Source organism: Nonomuraea sp. LP-02, assembly GCF_036289125.1.
Lineage (GTDB): Bacteria > Actinomycetota > Actinomycetes > Streptosporangiales > Streptosporangiaceae > Nonomuraea > Nonomuraea bangladeshensis.
Genome location: NZ_JAXCLK010000001.1, coordinates 5,592,608 through 5,609,718, shown reverse-complemented (window position 1 = coordinate 5,609,718; position 17,111 = coordinate 5,592,608). Strand labels below are relative to the sequence as shown.

General features: G+C 71.1%; 17 protein-coding genes. 13 read left to right on the top strand and 4 right to left on the bottom strand.

Going from position 1 to position 17,111, the window contains the following annotated elements:
- Nucleotides 1–14 precede the first annotated feature (14 nt).
- Nucleotides 15–335: a hypothetical protein gene (locus SMD20_RS26045; protein WP_329585708.1), complete on the bottom strand. Its 321-nt coding sequence runs from the start codon at nucleotides 333–335 to the stop codon at nucleotides 15–17.
- 339 nt (nucleotides 336–674) lie between these two features.
- On the opposite strand from SMD20_RS26045, the gene SMD20_RS26040 reads away from it, so the two are divergent.
- The 8 genes from SMD20_RS26040 (at nucleotide 675) to SMD20_RS26005 (ending at nucleotide 7,887) form a co-directional block, all read left to right on the top strand.
- Nucleotides 675–2,486, top strand: a complete 1,812-nt coding sequence (locus tag SMD20_RS26040; protein WP_329585707.1) for a glycosyltransferase family 2 protein — start codon at nucleotides 675–677, stop codon at nucleotides 2,484–2,486.
- Between the two features lie 93 nt (nucleotides 2,487–2,579).
- A complete protein-coding gene (locus SMD20_RS26035; protein ID WP_329585705.1) occupies nucleotides 2,580–3,602 on the top strand; it encodes an energy-coupling factor ABC transporter permease in 1,023 nt (340 codons plus the stop codon).
- Between the two features lie 4 nt (nucleotides 3,603–3,606).
- On the top strand, nucleotides 3,607–4,374 hold the full coding sequence (cbiQ, locus tag SMD20_RS26030; protein ID WP_329585702.1) for a cobalt ECF transporter T component CbiQ: 768 nt from the start codon (nucleotides 3,607–3,609) through the stop codon (nucleotides 4,372–4,374).
- Entirely contained in the window at nucleotides 4,371–5,105 is a 735-nt protein-coding gene (locus tag SMD20_RS26025; RefSeq protein ID WP_329585700.1) for an energy-coupling factor ABC transporter ATP-binding protein, read from the top strand. The genes cbiQ and SMD20_RS26025 overlap by 4 nt, the downstream gene beginning before the upstream one ends.
- A gap of 104 nt (nucleotides 5,106–5,209) precedes the next feature.
- Nucleotides 5,210–5,548 (top strand): STAS domain-containing protein, encoded by a 339-nt coding sequence (locus tag SMD20_RS26020; protein WP_091080528.1) that lies wholly within the window; start codon nucleotides 5,210–5,212, stop codon nucleotides 5,546–5,548.
- 48 nt (nucleotides 5,549–5,596) lie between these two features.
- Entirely contained in the window at nucleotides 5,597–6,370 is a 774-nt protein-coding gene (locus SMD20_RS26015) for an SDR family NAD(P)-dependent oxidoreductase (RefSeq protein ID WP_329585694.1), read from the top strand.
- Between the two features lie 17 nt (nucleotides 6,371–6,387).
- Nucleotides 6,388–7,152, top strand: coding sequence for a crotonase/enoyl-CoA hydratase family protein (locus SMD20_RS26010; protein ID WP_329585692.1), 765 nt, complete (start codon nucleotides 6,388–6,390; stop codon nucleotides 7,150–7,152).
- A gap of 111 nt (nucleotides 7,153–7,263) precedes the next feature.
- Nucleotides 7,264–7,887: a rhomboid family intramembrane serine protease gene (locus SMD20_RS26005; RefSeq protein WP_329585689.1), complete on the top strand. Its 624-nt coding sequence runs from the start codon at nucleotides 7,264–7,266 to the stop codon at nucleotides 7,885–7,887.
- A gap of 120 nt (nucleotides 7,888–8,007) precedes the next feature.
- On the opposite strand, the gene serC is transcribed toward SMD20_RS26005, so the two are convergent.
- Together serC and SMD20_RS25995 are read right to left on the bottom strand one after the other, a co-directional pair.
- A complete protein-coding gene (gene serC, locus SMD20_RS26000) occupies nucleotides 8,008–9,117 on the bottom strand; it encodes a phosphoserine transaminase (RefSeq protein WP_329585687.1) in 1,110 nt (369 codons plus the stop codon).
- A gap of 199 nt (nucleotides 9,118–9,316) precedes the next feature.
- Nucleotides 9,317–10,423 carry a citrate synthase 2 gene (locus tag SMD20_RS25995; RefSeq protein WP_329585684.1) on the bottom strand — a complete coding sequence of 369 codons (1,107 nt, stop codon included), beginning with the start codon at nucleotides 10,421–10,423 and terminating at the stop codon, nucleotides 9,317–9,319.
- Nucleotides 10,424–10,581: 158 nt separating this feature from the next.
- Here SMD20_RS25995 and pdxH point away from each other — a divergent pair, with 158 nt between their 5' ends.
- Nucleotides 10,582–11,259: a pyridoxamine 5'-phosphate oxidase gene (pdxH, locus tag SMD20_RS25990; RefSeq protein ID WP_329585682.1), complete on the top strand. Its 678-nt coding sequence runs from the start codon at nucleotides 10,582–10,584 to the stop codon at nucleotides 11,257–11,259.
- A 10-nt stretch (nucleotides 11,260–11,269) separates the two neighbouring features.
- Nucleotides 11,270–12,526, top strand: coding sequence for an MFS transporter (locus SMD20_RS25985; RefSeq protein WP_329585679.1), 1,257 nt, complete (start codon nucleotides 11,270–11,272; stop codon nucleotides 12,524–12,526).
- On the opposite strand, the gene SMD20_RS25980 is transcribed toward SMD20_RS25985, so the two are convergent.
- Nucleotides 12,523–13,158 carry a UdgX family uracil-DNA binding protein gene (locus SMD20_RS25980; RefSeq protein WP_329585676.1) on the bottom strand — a complete coding sequence of 212 codons (636 nt, stop codon included), beginning with the start codon at nucleotides 13,156–13,158 and terminating at the stop codon, nucleotides 12,523–12,525. The two genes, SMD20_RS25985 and SMD20_RS25980, sit on opposite strands and share 4 nt — an antisense overlap.
- Nucleotides 13,159–13,245: 87 nt before the next feature.
- On the opposite strand from SMD20_RS25980, the gene SMD20_RS25975 reads away from it, so the two are divergent.
- The 3 genes from SMD20_RS25975 to SMD20_RS25965 all read left to right on the top strand — a co-directional run bounded on the left by SMD20_RS25975 (nucleotide 13,246) and on the right by SMD20_RS25965 (nucleotide 17,107).
- Nucleotides 13,246–13,953 carry a metal-dependent transcriptional regulator gene (locus SMD20_RS25975; RefSeq protein WP_329585673.1) on the top strand — a complete coding sequence of 236 codons (708 nt, stop codon included), beginning with the start codon at nucleotides 13,246–13,248 and terminating at the stop codon, nucleotides 13,951–13,953.
- A 123-nt stretch (nucleotides 13,954–14,076) separates the two neighbouring features.
- Nucleotides 14,077–16,302, top strand: a complete 2,226-nt coding sequence (locus SMD20_RS25970; RefSeq protein WP_329585671.1) for an ATP-binding SpoIIE family protein phosphatase — start codon at nucleotides 14,077–14,079, stop codon at nucleotides 16,300–16,302.
- Nucleotides 16,303–16,318: 16 nt separating this feature from the next.
- Nucleotides 16,319–17,107: an alpha/beta fold hydrolase gene (locus SMD20_RS25965; RefSeq protein WP_329585668.1), complete on the top strand. Its 789-nt coding sequence runs from the start codon at nucleotides 16,319–16,321 to the stop codon at nucleotides 17,105–17,107.
- Nucleotides 17,108–17,111 lie beyond the last annotated feature (4 nt).

Below are 17,111 nucleotides of genomic sequence, written 5' to 3'. Positions count from 1 at the left end.
TGACGATACGCCCGTCAGGCGACTCCTGACAAGCCCTGGTGCCGCGAATCTCGCGCGAACTGCGCCTCCACGATGGCCCGGCGCTCCTCGGTGATGCGCCCGCAGATCACCACATAGGCGTTCAGCACCTTGCAGTACGACTGCCGCGCCCGCTCCACGTCCGCGCGCAGGGCGAGGACGCGTTCGGCGTCGCCGCTCAGCTCGGCCTCGGCCAGCAGCGCGCGGGCCTCGCCGACGATCTCCTCGGCGCGCTTCCTCGTCCGGCGGAGCAGCGCCGAGCATTCGTGCAACTCGGTCAACCGAGCCGAGGAGACGATGAACTCAGCGACATGCACGGCCGATCCCATTTCCTGCCACCTCCCGGTCACGGTTGCCTAACTGTAGACGCGCGTACCCCCTGAGTGGATCACACCGTCCGTATGGGAGTACCTCAGTGCACCCGCCGGAGAGGTTTCTACCACCGGGAGGGAAAACCTCTTTCCTGAGCCGCGTTCGGTAGCGAGGTAATGCGGCAATTGGCGGCCCTGCCGGTGCTTATCGGCGAAATGCGGCCATTATCCGTTGTCTGCAAAAAGCCGGAGACGAAGACAGCCGATCGGCCCCCCGGAGGTCGCGTCTTGGTCACATACTGAGACCACAACGCGACTGACAGTGATCACGGGAGTGGTGGAGCGATGCCGGCGACTGGCAACGACGACGCGGTGGACGTCAGTGTCGTCATCCCCGCACACAACTGCCGCGACTACCTGGACCGATGCCTCACATCCGTGCTGGTGCAGCGGGTGAAGAAGGAGATCGTCGTGGTGGACGACGGCTCCACCGACGGCAGCGCCGGCCTGCTCGACCTCTACGCCGCCTACCACAGGGACAGCGTGCGCGTCGTGCACATCAGGGGCGGCGGCGGCGCCGGCCGCCCGCGCAACGTCGGCATCGAGCACGCCACCGGCCGCTACGTGTTCTTCTGCGACGCCGACGACTACCTCGGCCCCGAGGCGCTGGAACGCATGGTGGCCATGGGCGACCGCAACGGCTCCGACATCGTCCTCGGCAAGATCGTCGGGCACGGCCGCCGCGCGCCGCAGTCGATGTTCCAGCACAACGCCGACCGCGCCGACCTCGGCGACAGCACCGTCTACAACAGCCTGAGCTGCTTCAAGCTGTTCCGCAGGGACCTGCTGGAGCGCCACCGCATCCGCTTCGGCGAGGGCATGCTCGTCGGCGAGGACATCATCTTCACCGTCCATGCCTACTGCCACGCCCGGGCCATCTCCGTGGTCGCCGACTACGACTGCTACCACCTGGTGTCCAGGCCCGACGGCAGCAGCATCATGCAGCAGCCCGGCAGCCGCGACCCGCTCGCGTGGCTCGCCATGATCCGCGAGCCGATCCGGCTCATGGCCCGGCACATCCCGCCCGGCGCGCTCCGCGACCACCTGCTGCGCCGGCACTTCAGGCTCGACGCCTTCGCCCAGCTCGGCTCGGTCTTCCTGGAGAGCGACGACATCCGGCGCAAGGACATCGCCCGCGAGGTCGCCGCCCTGTGCGAGGAGTGGTACACCCCGGGCGTGCACGAGCGGCTCAACAGCATCGACCGGCAGCGGGCGGGCGCGCTCGACGACATCGACCGGCTGGTGCGCCTGGCCCGCATCGAGAGCGCCACCGTACGCCGCCGGCTGACCGGGCTGCGCTGGGACGGCGACCGCCTGGTGGTGACGGGAGCCGCCCGCCTCGACGGCATCAGCAGGGACGACGGGGTCACCCTGGTCCTGCGCTCGCGCTACGACCCGCACGCCGAGCTGGTCGTGCCCGCCCGGCGCAAGGGCGGCGAGTTCGTCGCCCCGATCGACGTGGCGGCGCTCGACTCCGGCATCTGGGATCTCCGGGTCGCCGTCGAGCTGGAGGGCGTGGTACGTCACGGCCGCCTCGGCGCCGAGCGCGACAAGGGCGTCGCCCGCCCCGAGCCCAGGCTGGTGGGCGAGATGGCGGTGCTCCCTTATTTCACCCGCGACAACGGCAACCTGAGCATCGACGTCGGCGGGCACGTGGTCGACGTGCCCGGCGAGGTGCGGCTGCTGCGCACCCGCTGGTCGCTCGGGCACCGGCTGCAGGTGCACGGCGAGGTGAGCGTCGCCGGGTCCACCCCGTCCGCCGCGGCGGTCCGGCAGCTCGTCTGGCGCGAGCGGCGCAGCGGGCGCGAGCGGGCCGAGCCGGTGACGGCGCTGCCCGGCGGCGCTTTCACGGCCCGGCCCGCGATCGGACGGCTCGCGCCCGGCACCTGGGACGCCTACCTGGAGCTCGATCTCGGTGGTCCGCCCGCGCGGTTCAGGATCGAGGCCGACGCGGACGCGGTCGCCGCGCCGCGCCGGTGGCCGGGGGCCGCCCTGCTGCGCAGCGTGCGGCCGTACGCGACGTCGGGCAAGGGACGGCTGAGCGCGGTGGTCAGGCGGATGTCGGCCAGGAACCTCGCCAGGCGCATTCTCAAGTAATTGCCACCTATGTGCAGGTGCAACACCATGTCCTAAAGTAGGGGGTTGTTCGTCCCCATTTGGCGGGTCGTCCCCTTTTTGGGAGGCAAGGTCGTGCACGTACCTGATGGGTTCTTCAATGTGGCGACGTCGGTTTCCGCCGGAGCCGTGGCGGCGGCCGGGGTCGCCGTGTGCCTGCGCGGAGCGCGGCGGGAGCTCGACGACCGCACCGCACCCATGGCCGGGCTGGTCGCGGCCTTCATCTTCGCCGTCCAGATGCTCAACTTCCCCGTCGCGGCCGGCACCAGCGGGCACCTGCTGGGAGGGGCGCTCGCCGCGATACTCGTCGGGCCCTACACCGGCGTGTTGTGCATGGCCGTGGTCCTCCTCGTCCAGGCCGTGTTCTTCGCCGACGGCGGGCTGACCGCGCTGGGCGTCAACGTCACGATCATGGGCCTGGTCACCGTGCTCGCCGGATGGGCGGTCTTCCGCGTGGTCACCGGCTTCGCGCGGGGCAAGGGCGGGGTGACGGCGGCGGCCTTCCTGGCGGCGCTGGTCTCCGTACCGGCCTCGGCGCTGGTGTTCACGCTGCTGTTCTGGCTCGGCGGCACCGCGCCGATCTCGGTCGGCGCGGTCGCGGCCGCGATGGGCGGCGTGCACCTGCTCATCGGCATCGGCGAGGGCGTCATCACGGCGGTCACCGTGGGCGCGGTCCTGGCCGTCCGGCCCGACCTCGTGTACGGCGCCCGCGGCCTGGCCAAGCCGCTGGTGCTGCGCGGCGCGGACGGCGAGAGCACGACCGTCGCGGGCTCCGGCGCGCCCGAGCCCGCGGCGGCCCCGGCGGGAGGGCGGCTCAAGCCGTTCCTGCTCGGCGGCGTCGGCGTGACGCTGCTGCTGGCCGGGCTCGTGTCGTTCGTCGCTTCGCCCGACCCCGACGGGCTGGAGGCCGTGGCCGAGAACCAGGGCTTCGGCGAGCAGGCCGGCGAGCACGCCTTCGGCGGGTGGGCGCTGGCCGACTACGGCGAGGTCGGCGGGATCCCGGTCGGCATCGCCGGGATCATCGGCGTCGGGCTGGTGCTGCTCATCGCCGGAGCGGTGGCCTTCGCCGCCAGGAACCGCGACGGCGTCAGGGCGTGACGACGTGAGCTCGGGCCACCACCACCGGCTCCACCTGCCGGGCGACTCCGTCGTGCACCGGCTGCCGCCGCAGTGCAAGCTGCTGGCGGTCCTCGCGTTCGCGATCGTGGTGGTGGCCACCCCGCGGGAGCGGTTCTGGGCGTTCGCCGTCTACGCCGTGCTGCTCGGCGCGGTCGCGGCGGCCGCCCGGGTGCCGGCCGGGCACATCGCCAGGCGGATGGTGATCGAGGTGCCGTTCGTGCTGTTCGCGGTGCTCATCCCGGTCATCGGACTGGGGGAGCGGGTGAGCGTGCTCGGCCTCTCGCTGAGCGTGGAAGGGCTCTGGGCGGCCTGGAACATCCTCGCCAAGGCCACACTCGGCGTGGTGGCCTCCATCCTGCTGGCCGCCACCACGGAGCCGCGGGTGATCCTGCTCGGCGCGCAGCGGCTGCGGCTGCCGGACCTGCTCGTGCAGATCGCCATGTTCATGCTGCGCTACATGGACGTGATCCTCGACGAGATGCGCAGGATGCGGGTGGCGCGGGAGTCGCGGGGGTTCGAGGCCAGGAACGCCCGGCACATCCCGGTGATCGCCCGTTCGGCGGGGGCGCTGTTCATCCGCTCGTACGAGCGGGGCGAGCGGGTGCACCTGGCCATGCTGAGCCGCGGCTACACCGGCCGGATGCCGATAATGGCAGATATGACGGCATCAACCACCCAATGGGCCACCGCGCTCGCCCTGCCCGCCGGAGCCCTCGCCGTGCTGGGACTCTCCCTGGCAGGGCTCGGGTGAACTCTCTGGAGGTCAGGCGGCTCGCCTACGCCTATCCGGACGGCACGCAGGCCCTGTTCGGCGTGGACCTGTCGATCGCCCGCGGCGAGCGGGTGGCGCTCCTCGGCCCCAACGGCGCCGGCAAGACCACCCTCGTCATGCATCTCAACGGCATACTCGCCGCCGGCCACGGCACCGTCACCGTGGCCGGCACCCCGGTGCGCAAGGACACGCTCAAGGAGGTCAGGCAGCGCGTCGGCCTGGTCTTCCAGGACCCCGACGACCAGCTCTTCATGCCCACGGTCCGCGACGACGTGGCCTTCGGCCCGGCCAACGCCGGACTGCGCGGCGCGGAGCTGGACCGGGTCGTGACGGAGGCCCTGGAGCGGGTGGGCATGCTGGACGCGATCGACCGGCCTCCGCACCACCTGTCATTCGGCCAGCGGCGCCGGGTGGCCGTCGCCACCGTGCTCGCCATGCAGCCCGAGATCCTGGTGCTCGACGAGCCCTCCTCCAACCTCGACCCGGCCGCGCGCCGGGAGCTGGCCGAGATCCTGCGCTCGCTCGACGTGACCGTGCTCATGGTCACCCACGACCTGCCGTACGCGCTGGAGCTGTGCGAGCGCTCGCTCATCCTCTCCGGAGGGGTGATCGCCGCCGACGGGCCCACCCGCGAGCTCCTGGCCGACAGGGAGCTGCTGGCCGAGCACCGCCTGGAGCTCCCGTACGGGTTCACGATCCCGGCCGCGTGACCAGGGCTGTCCCAACTCGCCCGTTTTATCCGGCTGTTCTGGGTCTGTGCATGCCCGGTAAAGGGGCATGTCGAAGTACAGTGGCTCATCGAGGAGGGGCCCAAATGAAGCTGCGGCTTGCGCGACATGCCCTGGGAGACGCCGTGGTGGTGGCCGTTGAGGGAGAGCTCGACCTGTTCACCGCACCGTTCCTCCGGGACGAAGTACGCGACGCCATCAAGCAGGACAGCGCGAAGCTCGTGCTCGACCTGCAGCAGCTGTCGTTCATGGACTCCAGCGGGCTGTCGGTGCTGATCGAGGCCTGGCGCCTGGCCACCGGAGAGGGCGGCGGGGTGTCGCTCGCGGCCCCGCAGGCCCCCGTCGCGCGCATCCTGCGCACCACGGGCCTGGACCGCCGGATCAAGGTTTACTCCGACGTGGACAGTGCCGTGGGCGAGATTTAACCACCCCCAAGTAGAACTTCATTCGGTTCTCGGGTTAGGGTCCGGGTTATGGACGTGAACGGATCCTCAGCAATCATCTCCGGCGGCGCCAGCGGCCTCGGCGAGGCGACCGCCCGCGAGCTGGCCCGCGCCGGCGCCACCGTGGTCGTGGCCGACCTCAACGAAGAGCGCGGCAAGTCGGTGGCCGACGAGATCGGCGGCGTCTTCGCCAAGACCGATGTGTCGGACGAGGAGCAGGTGCAGGCGGCCGTGGACGCCGCCGTCGCCACCGGCAAGCCCCTCCGCGTGGTGGTCAACAGCGCCGGCATCGGCTGGGCCGAGCGCACGGTCAACCGCGATGGCAACCCGCACAACCCGGCCACCTACCGCAAGGTCATCGAGGTCAACCTGATCGGCACGTTCAACCTCATGCGCCTGGCGGCGGCCGCCATCGCCAAGACCGAGCCGGCCGACGCCGACGGCCAGCGCGGCGTCGTCGTCAACACCGCCTCCGTCGCCGCTCTGGAGGGCCAGACCGGCCAGCTCGCGTACTCGGCCTCCAAGGGCGGCATCGTGGGCATGACCCTGCCCGCGGCGCGCGACCTGGCCGCCATCGGCGTCCGGGTGAACACGATCTGCCCCGGCATCATCGACACCCCCATCTACGGCTTCTCGCCCAACTCCGAGGAGTTCAAGGCCAAGCTCGTCGCGCCGGTCGTCTTCCCCAAGCGCATGGGGCGGGCCGACGAGTTCGCGCACCTGGTGCGCTCGCTGGTCGAGAACGACTACATGAACGGTGAGGTCATCCGCTTCGACGGCGGCATCCGCTTCCAGCCCAAGTAGCCCCGGGAGTCTTTCTCGTGTCTGACGAAGTGCTCGTCGAGGAGTCCGGCAACGTCGCGATCCTCACGATCAACCGCCCCAAGGCCCGCAACGCGGTCAACGGCGCGGTGGCGCGCGGGATCGCGGAGGCCCTGGACGGCCTCGACGCCCGCCCCGAGATCTCCGCGTACGTCCTGACCGGCGCGGGCGGCACGTTCTGCGCCGGCATGGACCTGAAGGGGTTCCTGACCGGCGACCTCCCCGTGGTGGAGGGACGCGGCTTCGGCGGCCTCACCGAGTCCCCGCCGAAGAAGCCGCTGGTGGCGGCCGTCGAGGGCTACGCGCTCGCCGGCGGCTTCGAGCTGGCCCTGGCCTGCGACCTCATCGTCGCCTCCGCGGAGTCCACCTTCGGCCTGCCGGAGCCCAAGCGCGGCCTCGTGGCGGGCGCGGGCGGCATCATGCGGCTGCCGCGGCGGATCCCGTACCACGTGGCCATGGAGATGGCGCTGACCGGCGACCACTACCCGGCCTCGCGCCTGTACGAGCTGGGCCTGGTCAACCGGATCGCCGAGCCGGGCAAGGCCCTTGAGGGCGCGCTGGAGCTGGCCCGCAGGGTCGCCGCCAACGCGCCGCTGGCCCTCGCCGCGACCAAGAAGGTCGTCATCGAGTCGCAGGACTGGTCGCTGGAGGAGATGTTCAAGAAGCAGGGGGCGATCATCAACCCGGTGTTCGGCTCGAAGGACGCCATGGAGGGCGCCGCCGCGTTCGCGGAGAAGCGCGCCCCCCAGTGGAAGGGCGAGTAACGCCCTGGTTCCGGCCCTCCCGTCCCCGCTCAGGGACGGGAGGGGCTTAACGCGCGCATAGCTCGTTCCGCTTACGGTAAAGAAAGAGGGAACAAGCTACCGGGAGAGCGCATGAGCGACTATTCGGGTTCGAGGTTCGACTCCGTCAAGCGGGGCGCGGGGTCGCTGCTCTCGGGCGCGTTGAGCGCGTTCCTCATCGTGGCAGCCATGCTCGCGATCATGTGGATCGTCGAGGTCGTCGACGTCTTCCTCAACGGCGCGCTGGATCGCAACTTCGGCATCGTCGGCTGGGAGAGCGACGGACTGGTCGGCATCCTCTTCGCGCCGTTCCTGCACGGCGGCTTCGGCCACCTCATGGCCAACTCGCTGCCGCTGCTCGTGCTGGGTTTCCTGGCCGGGCTGCGTGACCTGCGCAAGTTCTTCCTGGCCACCCTGATCATCATCGTGTTGGGCGGGCTCGGCACCTGGCTGATGAGCCCCATGGTGATCACGGTGGGCGCGAGCGGGCTGGTCTTCGGCTACTTCGGCTACATCATGGCCCGGGGGCTGTTCGACCGGCGCCTGCTCGACCTCGTCATCGCCGTGGGCGTCGGCATCGCCTACTGGGGGATCCTGGCCGGCCTGCTGCCCAACCAGCCGGGCATCTCCTGGCAGGGACACCTGTGCGGGCTGATCGCCGGCGTGCTGGCCGGCTGGCTGCTGCGCCGCAGGAAGGAGATCCCCGCCTACCGGTAGGGGCACCTCGCGCCTCCGAGCCCAGGGGCAGCCGCTACGGCCTCGCGCTCCCCGGGCCGCTGAACGGGACGGGCCTCACCCGCCCTGCGGCAGGTGAGGCCCGATCACGCCGTTCGAAGGCTAGAGGCGCTCGACCACGTAGTCGACGCAGGTCGTGAGCGCCTCGACGTCCGCCGGGTCGATGGCCGGGAACATCGCGATGCGGAGCTGGTTGCGGCCCAGCTTGCGGTAGGGCTCGGTGTCGACGATGCCGTTGGCGCGCAGCACCTTGGCCACGGCGGCGGCGTCCACGTCGTCGCTGAAGTCGATCGTGCCGACCACCTGCGAGCGGAACTCGGGCGCGGCGAACGGCGTGGCGTAGGACGACTTCTCGGCCCAGGTGTAGAGGCGCGAGCTGGAGTCGGCGGTGCGGGCGGTGGTCCAGGCCAGGCCGCCGTTGCCGTTCATCCAGTCGAGCTGGTCGGCCAGCAGGAAGAGCGTGGCCACGGCCGGGGTGTTGTAGGTCTGGTCCTTGCCGGAGTTGTCGATCGCGATCGGCAGGCTGAAGAACTCGGGCACGTAGCGGTCGGTCGCGGCGATCTCCTCGACGCGGGCGAGGGCGCGCGGCGACATGAGCGCGATCCACAGGCCGCCGTCGGAGGCGAAGCTCTTCTGCGGCGCGAAGTAGTAGACGTCGGTCTCGGCGACGTCGACCGGCAGGCCGCCCGCGCCGGAGGTGGCGTCCACGAGCACCAGGGCGTCGTCGCCGCCGACCCGCTCGATCGGCATGGCGACGCCGGTCGAGGTCTCGTTGTGGGTGAGCGCGTAGACGTCGACGCCGTCCTCGGCGACCGCCCTGGGGTGGGTGCCGACGTCGGACTTGATGACGCTCGGCTCGGCCAGCCACGGCGCCTTCTTGGTGACGGCGGCGAACTTCGAGGAGAACTCGCCGAAGGACAGGTGCTGCGACTTCTCGCGCACCAGCCCGAAGGCGGCGATGTCCCAGAACGCGGTGGTGCCGCCGTTGCCCAGGACCACCTGGTAGCCCTCGGGCAGCGAGAACAGGTCGGCGAGGCCGGAGCGTACGCGGCCGACCAGGTTCTTGACCGGCTTCTGGCGGTGCGAGGTGCCCATGAGCTCCGCCCCGGAGGCGGCGAGCGCGGCCAGTTGCTCGGGGCGAACCTTCGAGGGCCCGCAGCCGAAGCGGCCGTCGGCGGGCTTGATGTCAGCGGGAATCACGATGTCAGCCACATGATGGAGCCTACCGACCGGAGCCGGGTGGCTCGCACGGGGTCCGACATCTGAGATTGACGCGTTTTGCTGCTATGTGCCCAGGTCAGTGGCCCTGCCGGAGGGCGGGGGCAGGCGGGCATGGGAAGGCCGCCGCGCGGGTGCGAGCCACGCGGCGGCCGTCCGTTCCGTCACCGGACTCTGGTCCGGAAAGGGGGTGTCAGATCTTGCCGACGACCTCGTCGGCGCCCGGCACGTCGCTCAGCGGGCGCGAGGACGGGCCGACGTAGTTCGCGCTGGGGCGGACCAGCCTGCCCGTGCGCTTCTGCTCAAGGATGTGCGCCGCCCAGCCGGCCGTGCGGGCGCAGGTGAACATCGAGGTGAACATGTTGGAGGGAACCTCGGCGAAGTCGAGCACCACGGCCGCCCAGTACTCCACGTTCGTCGCGAGCACCCGGTCGGGCTTGCGGGCGTGCAGCTCCTCCAGCGCGGCCTGCTCCAGCGCCGCGGCGACCTCGTACCGAGGGGCGTCGAGCTCCTTGGCGGTGCGGCGCAGCACGCGGGCCCGGGGGTCCTCCGCGCGGTAGACGCGGTGGCCGAAGCCCATGAGCCTGTTGCCCTTGTCGAGCTCGCTCTGCACGTACTTCTTGGCGTCGCCGAGCTGCTCGACGCCCTCGATCATGTGCAGCACGCGGGCCGGGGCGCCGCCGTGCAGCGGGCCCGACATGGCGCCCACGGCGCCGGAGAGCGCGGCGGCCACGTCGGCGCCGGTGGAGGCGATGACGCGGGCGGTGAACGTGGAGGCGTTCATGCCGTGCTCGGCCGCGGAGGTCCAGTAGGCGTCGATGGCCCTGACATGCTTGGGGTCGGGTTCGCCGCGCCAGCGGATCATGAAACGCTCGACGATGCTGGTGGCCTGGTCGACCTTGCTCTCGGGAACCATCGGCAGGCCGAGACCACGGGCGGATTGCGCCACGAACGACAGGGCCATGACCGACGCGCGGGCGAGCTGGTCGCGGGCCTCGTCGTCGCTGATGTCGAGCAGCGGCTTGAAGCCATAGGCCGGAGCCAGCATGGCCAGCGCGCTCTGCACGTCTACGCGGATGTCACCGGAGTGGACAGGGATGGGGAACGGCTCCGCCGGGGGCAGACCCGGCTGGAACGTGTTGTCGACCAGCAGGCCCCAAACGTGCCCGAAGGGGACACGGCCGACCAGCTCTTCGATGTCGACGCCCCGGTATCGAAGGGCGCCCCCTTCTTTGTCCGGTTCCGCGATCTCGGTCTCGAAAGCTACGACGCCTTCGAGCCCGGGTTTGAAGTCGGACATACTCGGCCGCCTCCCTTTCTGCCATGTTCCGGCAATGCAAAGCCTTGATGTCGAGATACCGGCGGGTCAATTTAACCCCCTCACAGCTCGTGCTCCGTCTCCGGACCCGCCGAAGCGCCAAAGCCGCTGGTGGGGAGCGGTGTAGTGGGATCTACCACATGAGCGCGCAACAATACCGTCTCGTGGATGCCACCCCGCGCCCGCCCTCTCTGGCGGGGCTCCGACGCACGTACGAGGGCGAGCCGCTGCTCGAAGCCGATCTCGCGGCCGACCCGATCGCCCAGTTCACTCTCTGGTTCCAGGAGGCCACAGACGCCGGGATCCCGGAGCCCAACGCCATGGTGCTCGCCACCGCCTCGGCGGGCGGCCGGCCGAGCGCCCGCATCGTCCTGCTCAAGGGCTACGACGAGCGCGGCTTCGTCTTCTACACGAACTACGAGTCCCGCAAGGGCCGCGACCTGGCCGAGAACGCCCGCGCGTCCCTGCTGTTCCCCTGGCACGCGATCCGCCGCCAGGTCCGCGTGGACGGCACCGTGAGCCGCATCTCCCACGAGGAGTCCGCCGAATACTTCAACTCCCGCCCGTACGGCTCCCGCATCGGCGCGTGGGCGTCGCGGCAGTCGGCCGTCGTGCGCTCCAGGGAGGAACTGGACGCCCGCTACGAGAAGCTGGCGGCGCGCTGGCCGGAGGAGCCGCCGGTGCCCGAGTTCTGGGGCGGGTTCCGTGTCCATCCCGTGGAGATGGAGTTCTGGCAGGGGCAGCTCGACCGGATGCACGACCGGCTCCGCTACCGGCGGACACCACCCGGATGGGTTCTGGAGAGACTTGCACCTTAATGTTCGTTAAGTGGCATTCGGGGACTTGATCAAGCGTCATCTCGTGGACACCCGGCCGCTCGGCGTGCCCGCCTACCGGCGGATCTGGCTCGGCCAGGCGGTCTCGCACGTAGGGGTTGGGGTCACCGTCGTCGCGGTCGGCAAGCAGGTCTACGACATCACCGGGTCCTCGTTCTGGGTCGGGCTGCTCGGCCTGGCCAACCTGGTCCCGCTCGTGGTCTTCGGGCTGTGGGGCGGGGCCGTGGCCGACGCCGTCGACCGGCGCAAGCTGCTGCTCGCCGGATCGGCCGTGGCCTGGACGGCGACGCTGTTCATCCTCATCCAGGCGCTGATCGGGCTCGACAACGTCTACGTGATCTTCGCCGCGGTCGCGGTGAACGCCACCGGGTTCGCCATCACCGGGCCGACCCGGGGCGCGATCATCCCCCGCATCCTGCGGCCGGAGCTGGTCCCCGCGGCCAACGCGCTCAACTCGCTGGTCTACAGCATCGGCGCGGTGATCGGGCCGATGGTCGGCGGCCTGCTGCTCGTGGGCGGCGGGTACGCGGCCGCCTACGCCGTGGACGCCCTGCTGTTCACCGCCGGCCTCTACGCGGCGTTCAAGCTGCCCGCGCTGCCCCCGCTGGGCGAGGTGACCCGGCCGGGCGCGCGGGCCGTGCTGGAGGGGCTCGCCTTCATCATGCGCAGCCCCGTGCTGCTCATGTCGTTCGTCGTGGACATCATCGCCATGGTCTTCGCCCTGCCCAGGGCGCTCTTCCCCGAGGCGGCCGACCTGTGGTTCGGCGGCTCGGCGCTCGCGCTCGGCTGGCTCAACGCCGCCATGGCCATCGGCTCCGTCGTCGGCGCGCTGTTCTCCGGCTGGGTCGGCCGGGTACGGCGGCAGGGCGTCGCGCTGGTCGTCGTCATCGCCGTGTGGGGGCTCGCCGTCGCCGCCGCCGGGATGACGGGGAACCTGTGGCTGGTGGTGACGTTCATGGCCGTCGGCGGCGTGGCCGACGTGATCTCGTCGGTGTGGCGGCAGTCGATCCTCCAGCTCTACGCGCCGGACGAGATGCGCGGGCGGATGCAGGGCGCGTTCATGGTGGTCGTGGCCGGCGGGCCGCGCCTCGGCGACCTGCGGGCCGGCGCGACCGCCACGATGCTCGGGCTGAGCGGCGCCTGGGTGGGCGGCGGCCTCGCCTGCGCGGCCGTGGTGCTCGTCGTCGGGCTGTCGGTCGCGGGCTTCCGCAACTACCGCGCCGACCTGGTGGCCGAGCGGGCGGGCTAGGCGACGCCCGCCGCCGCGCGGAGGTCGGAAAGGAAGCCCGCGTACGCGGCCTCCCGGTCGGGGGCGCGCAGCACGGCGGACGGGTGGATCGTCGCCACCGCCAGGCGGTCGCCGAGCGGCACCACCTCCCCCCGGTGCCGCGTCACCCTGAACGCGGCACCGAGCAGCGAGCGCGCCGCCGTCGCGCCGAGCACCACGACCACGCGCGGCTCCACGGCGGCCAGCTCGGCCTCCAGCCACGGCCGGCAGGCGGTGATCTCGCCGGCCGTCGGCTTCTGGTGGATGCGCCGCTTGCCGCGCGGCACCCAGGAGAAGTGCTTGACGGCGTTGGTCACGTACACGTCGTCGCGCGCGATCCCCGCCTCCTCCAGCCCTCTGTCCAGTACGCGGCCCGCCGGGCCCACGAACGGATGCCCCTGCCGGTCCTCCTGGTCTCCCGGCTGCTCGCCCACGAGCATGAAGGTGGCCTTTTCCGGGCCCTCGCCGAACACCGTCTGCGTGGCGTCGCGATAGAGATCGCAGCCCTCGCAGCGGGCCGCCGCCGCGCGCAGAGAGGCGAGGTCGAGCCGGTCGGGAAGGAAGTCCGTCGCGTCGTTGTTGCCGTCCTTGACCATCGTCGGTCGTTCTCCCAATAGGGTTCCCTGCGTGACCTACGTGCCCGAGGCGGACGGGCTCAGTCCCCGCCACGACCGACGTAACATTCAGTTGGGAGGACTGCCTTGACCGCACACGGCCTGATCGACACGACGGAGATGTACCTCCGCACGATTTACGAGCTCGAGGAGGAGGGCATCGTCCCGCTGCGTGCCCGCATCGCCGAGCGCCTGCAGCAGAGCGGCCCCACCGTGAGCCAGACCGTCGCCCGCATGGAGCGCGACGGCCTCGTCCGGGTCGAGGGCGACCGCCACCTCGCGATGACCGACCTGGGCCGCCAGCTCGCCACCCGCGTGATGCGCAAGCACCGCCTCGCCGAATGCCTGCTCACCCAGGTCATCGGCCTGCCGTGGGAAGAGGTCCACGTCGAGGCGTGCCGCTGGGAGCACGTGATGTCGGAGTCGGTGGAGGCCCGGCTGGTGACCCTGCTCGACAACCCCACCGTGTGCCCGCACGGCAATCCCATCCCCGGTCTGGCGGAGCTCGGAGCCAAGGAGCCGGCCGAGGCCGCTCCCGACGGGCTCACGTCGATGTGCGACATCGCGGTGGGCCCCATGAGCGTGCCCGTGGTGGTGCGGCGAATTAGCGAACAAGTGCAAAGTGATCCCGCTGTGATGCTTAAACTCAAGCAAGTTGGGATACAACCCGGACGCGAGGTGACGCTCGCGGCGAGCGACGACGGTGTGCGGGTGACAGGTGACGGTGACGCGAACGACAATCCCGCGGAGCTTCCGCGTGATGTTGCCGCGCACGTTTTTGTCTCCAAGCGCTGACGTGCGCGCAGCGGCTTGGTTGAATCCCTTCTGGGAGGCCCTCCACTCTCCCCAGACCAAGACTGTTGCAGGAGCGCTCGTGGTTCGCTGTGCATGCTCGCCACCCCGAGGAGTGGTCTTCGGATGAAGCGTTGGGGGGATCTGTCACAGGACGGGGTTGATCATCTCGCCGCCGGGTCCGTTCTCGACCATGCCGAGATGGCGGTGATCGTCACCGACCGTTTCAGCAATCTCCTCTACTGGAACCCCTTCGCCGAGAAGCTCTTCGGCCGGCCGGGTCCCGCGGCGCCGCGGGACACCTCCGTCCTGTCCCTCGGGATCATGGAGAAGGACCACCCGCAGGCGATCGAGCTGGCCAAGCACGTGCTCAAGGGCGGGGTGTGGGAGGGCACCTTCGACGTCAAGCGCGGCGACGGCACCATCGTCTACGTCCGCGCCCAGGCCGTGCCGCTGCGCCACACCTCCGGAGCCGTCACCGGCATCGTGATCACCGCCCGCGAGGCCCTGCGCAGCAACGAGCGCGAGAAGGACCGCTTCGGCCTGCTGGAGCGCATCGGCGAGCGGCTGGCCGGCTCCCTCTACGTCGAGGAGACGCTCAAGCGGGTCGCCGAGATGCTCGTCCCGCAGTTCGCCGACCACTGCTTCATCGAGCTGATGGAGGGCGACCGCCTCGTCCGGCGGGTCGCGCAGCACGTGCAGGGGTGGACCCCGCCGTCGGGCACGTGGAAGCCGGTGGGCGCGGAGATTCGCTACCCCATCGGCCACTACGCCGACACCGCGCTGCGCCGCCAGGAGACCATCCTCGTCGAGGACTTCGCCACCAGCAGCTTCCCCTCGCCCAGCGAGGGCAGCGCCCGCCTGTGCGGCGAGATCGGCATGACCTCGGCCATCGTCGCCCCGCTGCTGGTGCGCGGCGAGACCCTGGGCCTGATGTACCTCGGCCTGTCCAACCTCACCGACCGCCGCAGCCCTCACTACGACGCCTTCGACCGTGACTTCGTCGGAGCCATCGCCACCCGGGTCGCGGTCGCGATCGACAACGCGCTGCTGTTCGAGGAGGAGCGACACACCGCCGAGTCGTTCCAGAAATACCTGCTGCCGCGCGGCGCGCTGCCCCGTCTCGACGGCCTGCAGATCGCGGTGCGCTACTACCCGGCGGCTCCGCTGGCCTCCCACGGGCAGGGCATCCAGACCCAGGTCGGCGGCGACTGGTACGACGTGATCCCGTTGTCGGCCGGCCGGGTCGGCATCGTCATCGGCGACGTCGAGGGCCGGGGCGCCAAGGCGGCGGCCGTCATGGGCCAGCTCAGGGCCGCCCTGCGGGCCTTCGCGCAGGACGACAAGTCGCCCGCCGACATCCTCGCCAGGCTCGACGAGTGGACCCGCATCATCGCCACGCCCGAGCAGGACGACAACGGCGCCGACATCAGCATCCCGCCCATCGTGACCTGCCAGTACCTCGTCTACGACGCCTGGTCGCGGCAGCTGTCCTTCGCCAACGCCGGGCACGCCCCGCCGCTGCTGCTGGTCGACGGCCAGTGCGTGGAGCTCGACATCGAGGAGGTCGGCCAGCCGCTCGGCGTCCGCGCCAAGGGCCTGCACGCCGACCTGGTCTACAAGGAGGAGACGCGCGCCCTCCCGCCGGGTGCGGCGCTGCTGCTCTACACCGACGGCCTGGTCGACCGGCGGCCCGGCCGCGACGGCCACCCGCCGAGCGACTCCGAGACGCTGGGCGTGCTCTGCGAGAAGCTGTCCAAGCTGTCCGACGCCGACGTCGAGCGCATCGCCGAGACCGCCACGGTCGCGGTGCCCGGCGAGATCGACGACGACATGGCGATCCTGGTGGTCCGCTCCAGCGACGTCGATCTCGACGTCGAGGAGCGCACGTTCCCGGCGCAGCCGATCATGGTCGGCGAGGCGCGGCGGATGGCCGCCGAGGCCTTCTCCGGCTGGAACGTGCCCGAGGAGCGGGCCGAGCTGGCCTGTCTGCTGGTCTCCGAAGTCGTCACCAACGTCGTCCTGCACGCCTCCACCGCCACCGTGCCGCGCAGGGAGCTGTCCGTGGACGGGCCGCCGCTGCCGTTCGAGGAGTCCTGGGACATGCCCGGCTTCGAGGACGAGGCGATCGGCGACAAGGAGTTCACGCTCCGGCTGCGCCGGGGCGAGGAGGCGGTCTGGGTCGAGGTGTTCGACCAGGACCTGCGTCTGCCGCGGATCCGCAGCGCGGGCGAGAACGACGAGGGCGGGCGCGGCCTTTACCTCGTGGACCAGCTTGCCCGGCGTTGGGGCTCGCGTCCTACCAAGGAAGGCAAAGCCGTCTGGTTCGAGATTCCCACCCGCGGCAGGTGAGTGGTCTACTGGCCGGATGGACCTGGCCTTCGAACGGCGGGGCACCGGCGCGCCGCTGATCCTCATCCACGGCATCGGGCACCACTGGCAGGCCTGGCTGCCGGTGCTGGACCGGCTCGCCGCCGCGCGTACGGTCTTCGCCGTGGACCTGCCCGGTTTCGGCGACTCGCCGGGGCTGCCGGCGGGCACCCCGTACACACCGGAGTCGCTTGCGGACGCGGTCGAGTCGTTCTGCGCGATGCTCGGCATCCGCGAGCCCGCCGTCGCGGGCAACTCGCTCGGCGGCTACCTCGCGCTCGAACTGGCCGCCCGCGGCGTCGTCAGCTCGGCCGTGGCGCTGTCGCCGGCCGGTTTCTGGACCCGTTCCGAGTTCCTGTACGCCCGCACGGTGCTGCGCGCGCTCCGCGCCACCGCCCGCGCTCTGCCGCCCGAGCAGGCTGTCCGCATGGCGGAGGAGCCCGCCTCGCGGGCCGTGTCCGCCGGGGTGCTGGTCGCGCATCCCGCGAGGATGGAGCCCACGGCGCTGATCGCGGCCACGCAGGCGCTGGCCGCCGCGCCCGGCTTCGACGAGACGCTCGCCTCCTTCGAGGGGCTCATGCCGCCCGCGCCGCCCAAGTCGCCGATCACGATCGCCTGGGGCGAGCACGACCGGCTGCTGCTGCGCAGGCAGGCGGTCCGCGCCGCGCGGTGGTCGGGGCAGCGGGTCAAGCTGCTGAACGGGTGCGGTCACGTCCCGATGAGCGACGATCCCGCGCTGGTCGCGCGGGTGATCCTGGACGCGATCCAGCCGGTTCTGCCGGGGTAGCATC